At 72.6% G+C, this 13,294-nt stretch carries 14 protein-coding genes; 11 read left to right on the top strand and 3 right to left on the bottom strand.

Translation table 11 applies throughout. From position 1 onward, the window contains the following. Positions 1-115: 115 nt before the first annotated feature. The 8 genes from KM842_RS10015 (at position 116) to KM842_RS10050 (ending at position 8,629) form a co-directional block, all read left to right on the top strand. Positions 116-871, top strand: a complete 756-nt coding sequence (locus tag KM842_RS10015) for a glycosyltransferase family 2 protein (RefSeq protein ID WP_367397691.1) — start codon at positions 116-118, stop codon at positions 869-871. Next, complete coding sequence (locus tag KM842_RS10020) at positions 868-1,521, top strand: TIGR04282 family arsenosugar biosynthesis glycosyltransferase (protein ID WP_216258016.1); 654 nt, start codon at positions 868-870, stop codon at positions 1,519-1,521. The genes KM842_RS10015 and KM842_RS10020 overlap by 4 nt, the downstream gene beginning before the upstream one ends. Then, positions 1,518-2,186 (top strand): class I SAM-dependent methyltransferase, encoded by a 669-nt coding sequence (locus tag KM842_RS10025; RefSeq protein WP_216258018.1) that lies wholly within the window; start codon positions 1,518-1,520, stop codon positions 2,184-2,186. Before KM842_RS10020 ends, KM842_RS10025 begins: the two co-directional genes overlap by 4 nt. 120 nt (positions 2,187-2,306) lie before the next feature. Then, entirely contained in the window at positions 2,307-2,549 is a 243-nt protein-coding gene (locus tag KM842_RS10030) for a hypothetical protein (protein WP_216258020.1), read from the top strand. A gap of 389 nt (positions 2,550-2,938) precedes the next feature. Next, the gene (pgm, locus tag KM842_RS10035; RefSeq protein ID WP_216258023.1) at positions 2,939-4,558 is read left to right on the top strand and encodes a phosphoglucomutase (alpha-D-glucose-1,6-bisphosphate-dependent); all 1,620 of its coding nucleotides are present in this window, start codon (positions 2,939-2,941) and stop codon (positions 4,556-4,558) included. Positions 4,559-4,590: 32 nt separating this feature from the next. Beyond that, positions 4,591-5,484: a hypothetical protein gene (locus KM842_RS10040; protein ID WP_216258024.1), complete on the top strand. Its 894-nt coding sequence runs from the start codon at positions 4,591-4,593 to the stop codon at positions 5,482-5,484. Positions 5,485-5,721: 237 nt separating this feature from the next. Further along, the gene (locus tag KM842_RS10045; protein WP_216258026.1) at positions 5,722-8,166 is read left to right on the top strand and encodes an MDR family MFS transporter; all 2,445 of its coding nucleotides are present in this window, start codon (positions 5,722-5,724) and stop codon (positions 8,164-8,166) included. 178 nt (positions 8,167-8,344) lie between these two features. Beyond that, positions 8,345-8,629 (top strand): GNAT family N-acetyltransferase, encoded by a 285-nt coding sequence (locus KM842_RS10050; protein WP_216258028.1) that lies wholly within the window; start codon positions 8,345-8,347, stop codon positions 8,627-8,629. Positions 8,630-8,691: 62 nt separating this feature from the next. Here KM842_RS10050 and KM842_RS10055 read toward each other — a convergent pair whose 3' ends face one another. Together KM842_RS10055 and lplAB are read right to left on the bottom strand one after the other, a co-directional pair. Beyond that, positions 8,692-9,024 carry a hypothetical protein gene (locus KM842_RS10055; RefSeq protein ID WP_216258030.1) on the bottom strand — a complete coding sequence of 111 codons (333 nt, stop codon included), beginning with the start codon at positions 9,022-9,024 and terminating at the stop codon, positions 8,692-8,694. Positions 9,025-9,126: 102 nt separating this feature from the next. Next, a complete protein-coding gene (lplAB, locus tag KM842_RS10060) occupies positions 9,127-10,176 on the bottom strand; it encodes a lipoate-protein ligase LplAB (protein ID WP_216258032.1) in 1,050 nt (349 codons plus the stop codon). An 82-nt stretch (positions 10,177-10,258) separates the two neighbouring features. Here lplAB and KM842_RS10065 point away from each other — a divergent pair, with 82 nt between their 5' ends. Next, positions 10,259-11,122 (top strand): SMP-30/gluconolactonase/LRE family protein, encoded by an 864-nt coding sequence (locus tag KM842_RS10065; protein ID WP_216258034.1) that lies wholly within the window; start codon positions 10,259-10,261, stop codon positions 11,120-11,122. Positions 11,123-11,212: 90 nt separating this feature from the next. Here the strand turns inward: KM842_RS10065 and KM842_RS10070 are convergent, their stop codons facing one another. Beyond that, positions 11,213-11,428, bottom strand: coding sequence for a hypothetical protein (locus tag KM842_RS10070; RefSeq protein ID WP_216258035.1), 216 nt, complete (start codon positions 11,426-11,428; stop codon positions 11,213-11,215). 214 nt (positions 11,429-11,642) lie between these two features. Here KM842_RS10070 and lepB point away from each other — a divergent pair, with 214 nt between their 5' ends. Beyond that, positions 11,643-12,377: a signal peptidase I gene (gene lepB / locus KM842_RS10075; protein ID WP_216258037.1), complete on the top strand. Its 735-nt coding sequence runs from the start codon at positions 11,643-11,645 to the stop codon at positions 12,375-12,377. A 213-nt stretch (positions 12,378-12,590) separates the two neighbouring features. Further along, on the top strand, positions 12,591-13,277 hold the full coding sequence (locus tag KM842_RS10080) for a helix-turn-helix domain-containing protein (RefSeq protein WP_216258039.1): 687 nt from the start codon (positions 12,591-12,593) through the stop codon (positions 13,275-13,277). Positions 13,278-13,294: the final 17 nt, after the last annotated feature.

Genomic DNA, 13,294 nt, shown 5'->3' on the forward strand with positions numbered 1-13,294 from the left:
ATGCATGACACAACAGGCTGCAGCGGACGCGGACGGATCCGAGCCGACGACGCGCGCGGCCGACGAGGACGTCACCTCGACCCATCGCTCGGCGGCACCGCACCGAATGGTCTCCATGAGCGTCGACGTGATCCTCCCCTGCCTCGACGAGGCGGACGCCCTGCCGAAGGTGATCGGACGGCTCCCCGAGGGCTACCGCGCCGTCGTCGTCGACAACGGTTCGACCGACGGTTCCGCCGACGTGGCCCGCGCGCTGGGTGCCCTCGTCGTGACCGAACCGGTCCGTGGCTTCGGCTCGGCCTGCGCCGCCGGGGTGGCCGCCGCCACCGCCGAGTACGTCGCCTTCTGCGACGCCGACGCCTCGATGGACCCCGCCGAGCTCCCCGACCTCGTCGCCCGTGTGGCCGACGGCCGGGTCGACCTGGCCCTCGGCCGTCGCGTCCCCACCAGCCGCGGCGCCTGGGCCCCGCACGCACGGTTCGCCAACCGCGTGCTCGCCGTCCTCATGCACCGCGCGACGGGCTACCGCCTGCGCGACCTCGGCCCGATGCGGGTCATGCGCCGCGAGGACCTCGTCGCCCTCGACCTCCGCGACCGCCGCAGCGGCTACCCGCTCGAGATGGTCCTGGCCGCGCACGCCGCCGGGTGGCGCGTGGACGAGTCGGACATCGGCTACGCCCAGCGCATCGGCGACAGCAAGGTGACCGGCACGCTCCGCGGCACCGTCAACGCCGTCAAGGACATGTCCCGGCTGCTCCGCGCCTACCGCCGGGAGGCCCGCACCCGAACCGTCGCGCCGGTATCGGCCCGCCAGCGGGTCGCCTCCGACCACGCCGCCGCCGCGCGTCCGGTCGAGGAGGTCAGCCGGTGACCGCCGACCGCACGACCGAGGTCACCGTCGCCGTCGTCTGCAAGGAGTGCCTGCCCGGCAAGGTGAAGACGCGCCTCAGCCCGGCCCTGACACCCGAGGGCGCCGCCCGGGTCGCGTCCGCGAGCCTCGCCGACACGCTCGCCACGGTGGCCGCACTCCCCGCCGCCCGTCGCGTCCTGTTCTACGACGGCGACGTCCTGCCCGAGGGTGCCGACGGCTTCGACGTCCTGCACCAGCCGGGCGGCGGCCTCGACGAACGGCTGGGCTTCCTGTTCGACAGCGTGCCCGGCCCGTTGCTCCTCGTCGGCATGGACACCCCGCAGGTCTCGGTGGAGGCACTCGCGCCGGTGTTCGACGAACCGGAGCGCGACGCGTGGTTCGGCCCGGCCGAGGACGGCGGCTTCTGGTCGCTGTACCTGCGCGAGCCGACCGGTGACCTGCTCCGCGGCGTCCCGATGTCGCAGGACGACACCGGAGCCGTGCAACTGGCACGGCTGCGGTCCGCCGGACTGGACACGGGCCTCCTGACCGAGCTGCTCGACGTCGACACCCTGCCGGACGCCGAGCGCGTCGCGGCACTCGCACCCGCAACGCGGTTCGCCGCGGCCCTGGCCGCCGAGTCCGCGCCCACCTCCGGAGGTGTCCGATGACCGACACGACCAGCACCCTGCAGGCCTTCGGGGCCGGGGGCGACGAGCCGTACGCCCGTGCCCTGCGCTCCGACGGCCGACTCCGACTGACCGACCCGGCGCGCCCGGGCGAGGTCGTGACGATGGACGTCGGTCGCTGGAGCGCGGCCGCGGACCGGGTCGACCGGTCGCTCCTCGAGGGTGCCGACGGTCCGGTCATCGACCTCGGGTGCGGCCCCGGGCGCATGCTCGTCGCCGCGCTCCGCATGGGCCTGCCCGCCCTCGGCGTGGACGTCTCCGCCGAGGCCGTGGCGATCGCCCAGCGCTCGGGCGGCCGTGCGGTGCAGGGGTCGGTGTTCGACCCGGTGCCCGACGAGGGACGCTGGGACACCGCGCTCATCATCGACGGCAACATCGGGATCGGCGGCGACCCGGTCGCCCTCCTGGCCCGCGCTGCCGAGATCGTCCGGGTCGGCGGCCGCGTGGTCGTCGAGACGAACCGCGACGTCGAAGTCGACCGCACCTACACGGCGACGGTCACCGACGCCGACGGGCACGCCAGTTCGGCCTTCCCGTGGGCCGAGGTCGGGCTGACGGCGCTGCACGCGCACGCGGCGTCGGCCGGGCTCACCGCGCGCCAGAGCTGGACGGACGGCGGACGGCACTTCTGCGAGCTCGTCACCTGAACCGTCCTTGTCTTGCATGATGCAAGAAAAGGACGTAGGCTCGTGCGCAGCAGTCGATGGCGTCGCGGCACCGTCGGCTCGACGGCCGTGATCCCTCGGCACGACAGCGAGGAGACCACCATGAGCACCTTCCCCCTCGGCGGGACCTTCGTGAGCGGGCTCCGGCAGCGCAACGAACGCGGCACGTACACCTCGACCGCCGGCGACCGGGCCGACGTGCTCGGCACCTACACCGGCGTCAGCGCCGGACGGGTCGGCCGGTTCGTCGACACGCAGTTCCGACGCCCGGGCACCGCCACGGCGAGCACCCGCACCGTCACCGGCTCGATCCGCACGGCCACCGGGTCGTTCCGCACCGCCTGACGCCCCGCCGCCCGTCGCCCCGCCGCCCGTCTCGCCCCGCAGGCGACGGGCCCCACAGACCGCGAGCGGTCGCACTCCCTGGTGTCCCCCCACACCCGGGAAGGCGGCCGCTCGCTCTCGTCCGCCGGGCCGGTACCGTGCCCGCCACCGGGCCGGTCCAGCAGTCCCCACCGGGCCGGTCCAGCAGTCCCCGCCGGGTCGGTCCAGCAGTCCCCGCCGGGTCGGTCCAGCAGTCCCCGCCGGGTCGGTCCAGCAGTCCCCGCCGGGTCGGTCCGAGGACGCCGTTCGGCGGGTGCCGGCATCGCCGCCGGGCGGGTGACGGCACCGCCGCCGCGCGAGTTCCGCGGCGACCCTGAGCGCGTCCGGGACGGCGATGCCAGGATGGGGTCATGAACGACCGTGCCGGCACCCCCGCGACCGCAGACGACCTCGTCGACCTCGACGCCCTCATCGCCGCGTACTACGACCGGGTCCCGGACGTCACGGACCCCGACCAGAAGGTCGTGTTCGGCACGTCGGGACACCGCGGCTCGTCGCTCGACACCGCTTTCAACGACACCCACATCGCCGCCATCACGCAGGCGATCGTGGAGTACCGCACCACGCAGGGCACCGACGGCCCGCTCTTCATCGGTCGCGACACCCACGCGCTCTCCGGCCCCGCCGAGCGCACCGCCCTCGAGGTCCTGGCGGCCAACGGCGTGCACGTCCTGGCCGACGCCGACAACGGATACGTGCCGACCCCGGCCCTCAGCCACGCGATCATCGCCTACAACACGGCCGGGCACGACGACACCGCCGACGGCATCGTCATCACGCCGAGCCACAACCCGCCCCGCGACGGCGGCTTCAAGTACAACCCGCCGCACGGCGGCCCCGCCGACAGCGACGCCACGACGTGGATCGCCGACCGCGCGAACGCCATCATCGCCGGTGGCAACGCCGAGGTGCAGCGCTCCGAGCACGCGCCCCACGACGGCTACGACTTCCTGCACCACTACGTCGCCGACCTCGAGAACATCATCGACATCGACGCGATCAAGCGTGCCGGCGTGAAGATCGGCGCCGACCCGCTCGGTGGCGCCTCGCTCCCCTACTGGAACCTCATCCGCGACCACTACGGGCTGGACCTGACCGTCGTCAACCCGGACGTCGACCCGACCTGGTCGTTCATGACGCTCGACTGGGACGGCAAGATCCGGATGGACCCGTCCAGCGCCTCGGCCATGGCGTCCGTCGTCGCCCGCAAGGACGACTTCGACGTCCTGACCGGCAACGACGCCGACTCCGACCGGCACGGCATCGTCACGCCCGACGGCGGTCTGATGAACCCGAACCACTACCTCGCCGTCGCGATCGAGTACCTCTACGCGCACCGGCCGCAGTGGCGCGACGACGCCGCCATCGGCAAGACCCTCGTGTCCTCGAGCATCATCGACCGCGTCGCCGAGTCGCTCGGCCGCCGCCTGTGGGAGGTCCCGGTCGGCTTCAAGTGGTTCGTCCCCGGCCTGATCGACGGTTCGGTGGCGTTCGGTGGCGAGGAGTCCGCGGGCGCCTCGTTCCTCCGCAAGGACGGCACCGCGTGGACGACCGACAAGGACGGCATCATCCTCGCGCTCCTGGCGTCCGAGATCGTCGCCGTGACGGGCAAGACCCCCTCGCAGCTGTACGTCGAGCTGACCGAGCGCTTCGGTGCCCCGGTCTACCAGCGCGTCGACGCCGCGGCGAGCAAGGAGCAGAAGGCCCGCCTGTCGAAGCTCGACGGCGACGCCATCACGGCCGAGACCCTCGCCGGCGACCCGATCACCGCGAAGCTGTCGAAGGCACCGGGCAACGACGCGGCCGTCGGCGGCGTCAAGGTCGTCACCGACAAGGCCTGGTTCGCCGCCCGCCCGTCGGGGACCGAGGACGTGTACAAGATCTACGCCGAGAGCTTCGTCGGGCAGGAGCACCTCGAGCAGGTGCAGCGCGAGGCCAAGGAGATCGTCGACGCCGCCCTGGGGGCCTGACACCGGACGCGTTCCGTGCCAGGCTGAGCCCCATGCCGTGGTTCGGACGGAAGAAGCCGGCGGGGGACGCACCGTCGCTCGTCGTGCTCGCGCAGCGCGCCCTTGCCGAACGGGGTGTGGAGACCACCGTCGACGGACACCCCGACGACCCCGTCCACACCCGACTGCTCGGCGCGGACGGGCAGGTGTACCTCCTCGCGAACCTCGCCGTGCAGGTGCGCGGGGAGAACGAGGAGCGCCGCACCGCGATCGTCGGGGCGCACTTCGACCGGATGCTCCAGGCTCACCGGGAACCGGCGCCCGAGGAACTCGACGCCGACGAGCTGCGGGACCGCGTGCGGCTGCGACTGCTCGCCGAGGACGCCGCCGACCCGACCGACCTGACCTACGCGCGACCCTTCGCGCCCGGGCTCGTCCTGGGGCTGTGCGTGGACTACCCGACGATGGTCAGCACCCTGTCGACGGGATCGTTGCCGAAGCTCGCCCTCGGCACCGATGAACTGTGGGCGATGGGACGGTTCAACAGCGACGCCGAACCGGTCGACGCGAACGCCGAGATCGCGCCGGGGGTCCTCCTCGTCGAGGGCGAGTCGCTCTTCACCGCGACGAAGGCGGTCAACCTGCCGGCACTGTTCGGGGCCGCACCGTTCGGCACCGTGTTCGCGGTCCCGCACCGGCACCTCCTGCTCGCCGTCCCGCTCCGTGACGCGGACAGCGTGCCGGCGATCCAGACGCTCGCCGGGCTCCTGGTGCGCGTCCTCGGCGATCGTGAGGCGGGCCTCCCCGGCGGTCTGCTCAGCCCGCACCTGATGTTCTCGCGGCACGGCCAGGTCTCGCAGGTCTCGACCTTCGACGAGGCGACGGGTGAACTCCGGATCGAGGTCGACGAGCGCTTCCAGGAGGCGCTGCAGGAAGCCGTCGCCTGAGCCGGACCACCTGAGCCGGACCACCCGACCCGGACCACCCGACCCGGGCCACCTGCCCCGGACCGACCGGCCCACGACCGTCCCGACCCGCGCCCGCCCGCAGTGCCGACCCGGGGGTCTCCCGCGCATCCCGCTGGGGACGGCTGCCGATCTCCACAGGAACGCCCTCGGTGCGGACGTGCCCCTTGCGGCGGTTGTAACTTTGCACGCAGCGCAAATTCATCGGGAGTCCCGCACATGACACAGACCGCGACCGCACCCGCGGCCCCCACGACGAGCTCGAACGTCGTGATGAACCACCGTCAGATCCTGCTCGTGATCTACGGCCTGATGGCCGGCATGTTCCTGGGCGCCCTCGACCAGACGATCGTGGGCACCGCCATCCGCACGATCGGCGACGACCTGCACGGGCTCGACCAGCAGGCGTGGGTGACCACCGGCTACCTGATCGCCTCGACGATCACCACGCCGATCTACGGCAAGCTGTCCGACCTCTTCGGCCGCCGCCCGCTGTTCATCACCGCGATCGGCATCTTCATCCTCGGCTCGCTCGCCGCCTCGTTCTCGACCTCGATGCTCATGCTCGCCGGGTTCCGCGCACTGCAGGGCCTCGGTGCCGGTGGTCTGATGTCGCTGCCGCTCGCGATCATGGGCGACATGCTCGCCCCGCGGGAGCGCGCGAAGTACCAGGGCTACTTCCTCGCCGTGTTCGGCATCTCGTCCGTGATCGGCCCGCTCGTCGGCGGTGTCTTCGCCGGCGCGAGCGACCTGCTCTTCATCACCGGCTGGCGCTGGGTGTTCCTGATCAACGTGCCGATCGGCGTCATCGCGCTGTTCATGGTGCTGACGTTCCTGCACCTGCCGAAGTTCGGGGAGCGCCGCAAGCCCCGCATCGACTGGTGGGGCGCGAGCCTGGTCATCGTCACCCTCGTGCCGCTGCTCCTCATCGCCGAGCAGGGCCGCGAGTGGGGCTGGGACTCCCCCGGCGCCTACGCGTGCTACGCCGTCGGCGCGCTCGGCCTGGTCGCGTTCGTCATCGTCGAGCGCGCGATGGGCGACGACGCGATCCTGCCGCTGAAGCTCTTCGGGTCGCGGGTGTTCTCGATGGCGGCCGTCCTGTCCGTCCTCGTCGGGTTCGGCATGTTCGGTGCGATGCTGACCATCCCGCTGTACCTGCAGATCGTCAAGGGGGTGACCCCGACCGAGTCCGGGTTCGCCATGCTCCCGATGGTCCTCGGCCTGATGATCTCCTCGATCGCCTCGGGGCAGATCGTGTCGCGCACGGGCAAGTACCGGATCTTCCCGGTCACCGGCACGGCCTTCACCGCGGCCGGGTACACGGTCCTGACGTTCCTCACCGCGGACAGCTCGCTCGTGTTCCTCATGACGGGCATGTTCCTCATCGGCCTCGGGCTCGGCCAGCTCATGCAGACCCTGACCCTCGCCGCGCAGAACTCGGTGAGCCCCCGGGACATCGGCGTCGCGACCAGTGCGGCCACGTTCTTCCGCCAGATCGGCGGCACGATGGGCACCGCGGTGCTGCTCTCGGTGCTGTTCAGCCTGATGCCGACGAACATCTCCGGTGCGCTCCAGAACGAGTCCGACCTGAAGAGCGCCCTGAACGCGGCTCTCAACCCCTCGGTGGCGAACGCCCAGGAGAACAAGGGCGTGATGGACCAGATCTGGGACCCGATCGTCACGCCGGTGAAGCAGAACGTGCAGGACGGGCTCGACCAGGCCGCGGTCCGGGCCAAGCGGGCCGCCGACCAGGCCGTGACGAAGCAGGTGACGGCCGCCGTGCAGCAGCAGGTCGCCGCCGGCGCCGTCCCGGCCGCGGCCGCCGACACCGTCATCGCGCAGCAGGTCGCCGACGCGAAGGGCGACGCCGAGCAGCAGGCACTCCGCACCGTCGCCACGAAGGCCGGAGCCGAGGTCGTCGACGGCACGCTCCAGGTCGACTACTCGGACGCCACGCAGCGCCGCGGCGTCGTCGACCAGGTCGCGCCGAAGCTCGTCGACCAGCTCCGCGACGGCACGGGCGGCGGGTCCGCCACGGCCTCGTCGACCAGCGACACGTCCTTCCTCAACGGCTCGGACGAGCGGCTCAGCAGGCCGTTCCTCGTCGGCTTCAGCGACTCCGCCGTCACCGTCTACTGGGTCGGCCTCGCCGTGATCCTGGTCGCGTTCGTCCTGACCTGGTTCTTCCGGGTGCCGCCGCTCCGCAAGACGTCGGCGCTGCAGGAGCAGGCCGACGCGGCGCGGAAGAGCGCTGACGACGACCGTCTGACGGTGGACGCCCAGCAGGCCGCGGCCGGCTCCGGTGCGCTCGTCTCACCCGACACCGGCTCGATGGCGGTCGTCCCGACGTCACCCGACGTCACCCCGCAGCCGCGCTCGGCCCGGTCCGCGAGCGGCACGACGGCGTCGGTCCTGCCGACGCCGCGGTCGGGAGGCCCGTCCTCCTCAGCCACGTCCTCCCCGGCCCGCCCCGTGGACGGCACCAGGGCGCCCCGTCCGGAACCGACCACGCACGGCGCGCACTCGTCGTCAACGCCGGTGGACGAGCCTCCGACCGCGACCGGGGTCATCCGGACGCAGCACGGCGTGCACGCCGCCGGTGGGGCGCCGACCCCGCCGCCCGGCGAGGAGGCCCACCCGCACGGCCGGCACAGCGCCGAGTAGGGTCCAGCACCACGTCCGGAGGGCGGGGGCCCGCAGCGGAGTCTCGCTGCGGGCACCCGCCCTCCGTGCGTCCGCCCTCCGTGCGTCCGGCCTCCGTGCGTGCGGCCTCCGTGCGACCGGCCTCCGTGCACGCGGGGAGTCGAGGGCACTCCCCGGCGAGCGGCGTAGCGTCCCGAGGATGAGTCTCGAAGTCCGCAACGACACCGACAAGAACCAGTACTCCCTCGTCGAGGACGGCAGCGTCATCGGCCTCGCCGCCTACGAGGTGGACGGCGACGAGATCCGCTTCGTGCACACCGAGGTGGACCCCGAGCACCGTGGCGGCGGGCACGCGTCGATGCTCGTCCAGCACGCCCTCGACGACGTGCGCGCGAACTCCGACCGCCGCGTGGTCCCCCAGTGCAGCTACGTCGCCGCGTGGGTCGAGCGTCACCCGGACTACCAGGAGCTCACCGCCCGCTGAGGCCGTGCGCCCGGGCCGTCCGTCCGCCGCTCCGGCGCGCGCACGGCGCCCGGTGCGCGCCGTCAGTAGGAGCGGTCGCGCGTCTCGGGCCGGTGCACGCGCGACGACGCCGCGGAGGTCGACGGCACACGGATGAGCACCGTCCCGCTCAGCAGATCGTGGTCGTCGCGCGCCGGCGTCGGGGCCTCCCGCGGCAACCGCGCCTGTCGCTCGAACTCGGCCTGCGTCTCGTGCCGTGTCGGGGCGAACACCTCGTCCAGCATCCCGACCGCACCGCCACCGGACCCGCCCCCGCGCGTGGACTTGTTCGACAGGTCGATCCAGCCCACACGGTCGGCGATCCACATCACGACGACCGCTGCGGCCACCGCCCCCAGGAAGATCAACCAGTTCACGGCAGCGACGTTACGTGGCCGATCGGTGCAGGACATCCGCCGCGCGGCTGATCCTCGCGATCGGTCCTGCGGGGACGCGCCGGCCGGACCCGCACCGTGCACTCAGGGCACCCGCTCGAGCCACTCCCGCGTCGAGAACTTCGTTTCCACGAGCTCCTGCGCCCGCTGCCGCTCGGCGTCGGTGACGTGTCCCTCGGTCGCCCCGTAGAGCTTCGTGAACGTGCCGATGAGCCGCTCGATGACCTCGGCGCGGGGCAGCCCGGTCTGCGACCGCAGCGGGTCGACCCGCTTCGCCGCGCTCGTGGTCCCCTTGTCGCTCATCTTCTCGCGACCGATGCGGAGCACCTGGACCATCTTCTCGCCGTCCATGTCGTAGCTCATGGTGGCGTGGTGCAGGAGCGACCCGGTGCCGAGGCGCTTCTGCGCGGCCCCGCCGATCTTCCCCTTCGTCGACGTGATGTCGTTGAGCGGCTGGTAGTACGCCTCGATGCCCAGGGACTTCAGCGCCTCGATGACCCACTCGTCCAGGTAGGCGTACGAGTCGGCGAAGGTCATGCCCTGCACGAGGTCGGTCGGCACGTACAGCGAGTACGAGATCACGGCTCCGGCGTCCATGAACATCGCGCCGCCGCCCGAGATGCGGCGGACGACCTGGACGCCGTACTTCTCGGCACCGGCCGGGTCGACCTCGTTCCTGAGCGACTGGAAGGACCCGATGACGACCGCGGGCTGGTCCCACTCCCAGATGCGCAGGGTGGGTCCGCGACGGCCCGCGCCGACCTCCTCGGTGAGGACCTGGTCGAGCGCGAGGTGCTCGTTCGGGCTGACCGGCCCCTCGTGGACGACCTGCCACTCGTAGTCCCGCCACGATGACGCCCGCGAGAGGGCCCGCCGCACGGCGACCCCGACGGCCTCGGGCGTGAAGCCGAGCAGTACCGCGTCCTCGGGGAGTGCGTGCCGGACGGCCGCGGCGATCCCCGCGGCGTCGGTGTCGGCACGCAGGCCGTTCACACCCGCGTCGATGAGCGGCAGTGCGTCGTCCGGCTCGAGGAAGAAGTCACCCGCCAGCCGGAACTGGTCGATCCTGCCGTCGACGACCTCCAGGTCGACGACGACGAGTTTCCCTCCGGGGACCTTGTACTCACCGTGCATGCCGCCACCCTATTCCGGGAGGCCCGTGGCGGGCCCGCCACGGGCCTCCCGTCCGTCAGTCGCCACCTGGCAGGCTGGAGCGATGCACACCGACCTGCGCTCCGCGACCGACGTCGTGACCGGCATCCGCTTCCCCGAGGGCAACCGCTGGCACGACGGGCGGCTCTGGTACTCGGACATGCACACCGGCGAGGTGTTCTCCGTCGACCCGGACAGCGCCGACGGCCCGCGCGTCGAGACGCGCGTCGACGGCCAGTCGTCCGGACTGGGCTGGCTGCCCGACGGTCGGCTCGTCGTCAGCGCGATGGAGTCGCGGACGATCGTGGCAGTGCAGGAGGACGCGACGACCTCGGTGTTCGCGGACCTGTCGACGGTCGAGTCGTCGCTCCTCAACGACCTGGTGGTGGACGAGGCCACCGGTCGGACGTACGTCGGCGCGTTCGGCTACGACCTCTACGGCGGCGAGGAGCTGCGCCCCGGGCCGCTCTACGTCGTCGAGCCGGACGGTTCCGCCCGACTGGCGGCCGACGGACTGGTCTTCCCGAACAGCGCGAACGTGCTGCCCGGCACCCGCACCCTGGTCGTCAGCGAGACCTGGGGCGGCCGACTGACGGCGTTCGACATCGCGGCGGACGGGTCCCTGGGCGGTCGACGGACCTGGGCGACGCTGCCCGAGGGGGTCACGCCGGACGGCAGCACCGTCGACGTCGAGGGGGCGATCTGGGTCTGCTCGGTCGACACCGGCGAGTTCCTCCGCGTCGTCGAGGGCGGCACGGTCACGGACCGCGTCGACGCCCCCGGCCGGTGTGCGATCGACTGCGCACTCGGCGGTGCCGAGGGTCGCACGCTCTACCTGGCGACGGCGGACAGCTACGACCCGGCGACCACGGTGCGGACCCGCGCAGGCCGGATCAGCGCGGTGCGTGTGGACGTGCCCGGGCGGTGAGGGGCCGTCGGGCGCACCGTGCGTGACGGCGGGCGCACCGTGGGTGACGGCGGGCGCACCGTGCGTGACGGCGGGCACCCAGAGCGCTGGTCACAGGAGGGTCGCTCCGAAGGCGAACGACAGCATCGGCGCCAGGACCACCGCGAACAGCACGACCGCCGTGACCGCGGCGCCGACCACCGACAGGGCGCTGACGAGCACGACGAGCAGGCCGGCGAGGGACATCGCCTGCCCCGTCGTGCTCGCGGTGCGGACCTCGCGCACGTTGGCCGTGAAGAGCTCGCGCATCGGGTCCGTGGTGGTCATGGGTGCAGCGTAGGACGAGGTCCGTCGGAGGGGCCTGACAGCGGGCGGAGTCGGGCCGAGACCGCCCCGTGCGGCCGGGGCAGCGGATCGGCGCCGGTCCTCCCGCGACGTCCGCTGTCAAGCTGGGAGCCTACGAGGGCGGTTGCCACCCCGCAGCCGCTCCCGGCGACAGCGACCGCGCCTCCGCCCCGGGTCCTGCCCTAGGCTGCGCGCCATGGGGGAGACGACGACACCGCGCAGGGCGCAGCGCCCGAACAGCATGCTCCGGTTCCTGCGTGACCTGGCGATCATCGTGGTGGCGGCGCTCCTGGTGTCGTTCCTCGTGAAGACGTTCCTGATGCGCTCGTTCTCCATCCCCTCGGGCTCGATGCGGGACACCCTGCAGATCGAGGACCACGTCATCGTCAACGAGCTCGCCACCGTGCACCGCGGCGACGTCGTCGTGTTCCACGACCCGGGAGGCTGGCTCGACGCGACGCGGACCGTCGAGGGCCGGACGGCGCAGCAGCGGTCCCTCCTCGCCGACGCGCTCGGTGTCGTCGGACTCGGTCCGGGCCGCGACGACCACCTGGTCAAGCGGGTGATCGGTCTGCCGGGCGACCACGTCCGGTGCTGCAACGCGCTCGGGCAGATGGAAGTGAACGGCGTCCCGCTCACCGAGCCCTACGTCCGTGTCCCGGCCGGCCGGCCGGCGTCCGGGGAGCCCTTCGACGTGATGGTGCCCGCCGGGGAACTCTGGGTGATGGGCGACAACCGGTACGAGTCCGCGGACTCACGTGCCCACCAGGGGCTGCCCTCCAGGGGGTTCGTCCCGGAGCGGGAGGTCGTGGGCCGCGCGGTCGTCGTCTCGTGGCCGTTGCAGCGGTGGTCGTGGGTGGACGACCACCACGACGTCTTCGCCGGGACCGAGCGCGGCGGCCGGGACGAGGACCGCCGGCACTCGCCGTGACCGCATAACGAACTGAGTTGCCCCGCCCTGCCCACGGGCGTACCGTCGGTGACGCGCACGAGGTGACACCCCCTCGATCCTCGGGCGCTGACGCTCGACTCGTTCCCCCCAATGGGTCGAGCGCTCCGGCCCCGGTCTGTTCCCCCCAACAGGCCGGGGCCGTCCTCGTCCCCGGGGCACGACGGACCGCCGGTTTCCGAATAGGGTCGTCGCGTGGGCAGACAGGGCAGCGGCGGACCGAACGCGTTCTCGAGGGCGGTCGTGGACGCCGTCGACGACCTGCGCGTCCAGCGTGGTGTCTCGACGCCGGCCCTCATCGAGCGGGCCGGGTTCAGCCGGGGATACTACTACAAGCGGACCCGGGGCGAGACGCCGTTCAGCACCAACGACGTGCAGACCATCGCCGAGGCCCTCGGCGTCCCGATCCGGACGCTGCTCGAACCCGCGATCGCCGCCTCCGACCGCCGCGACGAACCCGGGTCCGACCGCCCGGACGCCGCCCTGCTGGGCTACCGCCTCCGCAAGCTCGTCGCCCTGCACGTCGCGCGGACGCCCGCTCCCCCGGTGGACCGCGCCGTGCGTGCCGCCGTGGCCAAGCGTGGTCGTCTGCTCGCCGGGGCCGACTGGGAACAGCTGCTCACCGGCGGCCCGACCGAGGTCAGCGACGACGACCTCCGCGCGGTCGCCGAGTTCTTCGACGTGCCGGCCGAGTACCTGCTCCGCGTCGCGATGCCCGGCATCGTCGACGTCCTCGACGCCCGGCTGGAGGTCGAGACGGCCCTGGCCGAGACCGGTGTCGGGATCGCGGCACGGTCGGTGAACGCCGCGTCCCCCGCGGAGCTGCTCGCCATCGCCGAGGCCATCCGGACGGCGGCGCCGACCGAGCGGGGCTCGCGGTGAAGACGGTGCGGACGACC

Source organism: Curtobacterium sp. L6-1, from assembly GCF_018885305.1.
GTDB lineage: Bacteria > Actinomycetota > Actinomycetes > Actinomycetales > Microbacteriaceae > Curtobacterium > Curtobacterium aetherium.

Bases quoted from the DNA above. Each gene is read 5' to 3' on its own strand.
- KM842_RS10025 (WP_216258018.1), top strand. From the start codon at position 1,518: ATGACCGACACGACCAGCACCCTGCAGGCCTTCGGGGCCGGGGGCGAC.
- KM842_RS10070 (WP_216258035.1), bottom strand. From the start codon at position 11,428: ATGACCACCACGGACCCGATGCGCGAGCTCTTCACGGCCAACGTGCGC.
- KM842_RS10050 (WP_216258028.1), top strand. From the start codon at position 8,345: ATGAGTCTCGAAGTCCGCAACGACACCGACAAGAACCAGTACTCCCTC.
- KM842_RS10015 (WP_367397691.1), top strand. From the start codon at position 116: ATGAGCGTCGACGTGATCCTCCCCTGCCTCGACGAGGCGGACGCCCTG.
- lplAB (WP_216258032.1), bottom strand. From the start codon at position 10,176: ATGCACGGTGAGTACAAGGTCCCCGGAGGGAAACTCGTCGTCGTCGAC.
- KM842_RS10030 (WP_216258020.1), top strand. From the start codon at position 2,307: ATGAGCACCTTCCCCCTCGGCGGGACCTTCGTGAGCGGGCTCCGGCAG.
- KM842_RS10045 (WP_216258026.1), top strand. From the start codon at position 5,722: ATGACACAGACCGCGACCGCACCCGCGGCCCCCACGACGAGCTCGAAC.
- lepB (WP_216258037.1), top strand. From the start codon at position 11,643: ATGGGGGAGACGACGACACCGCGCAGGGCGCAGCGCCCGAACAGCATG.
- pgm (WP_216258023.1), top strand. From the start codon at position 2,939: ATGAACGACCGTGCCGGCACCCCCGCGACCGCAGACGACCTCGTCGAC.
- KM842_RS10040 (WP_216258024.1), top strand. From the start codon at position 4,591: ATGCCGTGGTTCGGACGGAAGAAGCCGGCGGGGGACGCACCGTCGCTC.
- KM842_RS10065 (WP_216258034.1), top strand. From the start codon at position 10,259: ATGCACACCGACCTGCGCTCCGCGACCGACGTCGTGACCGGCATCCGC.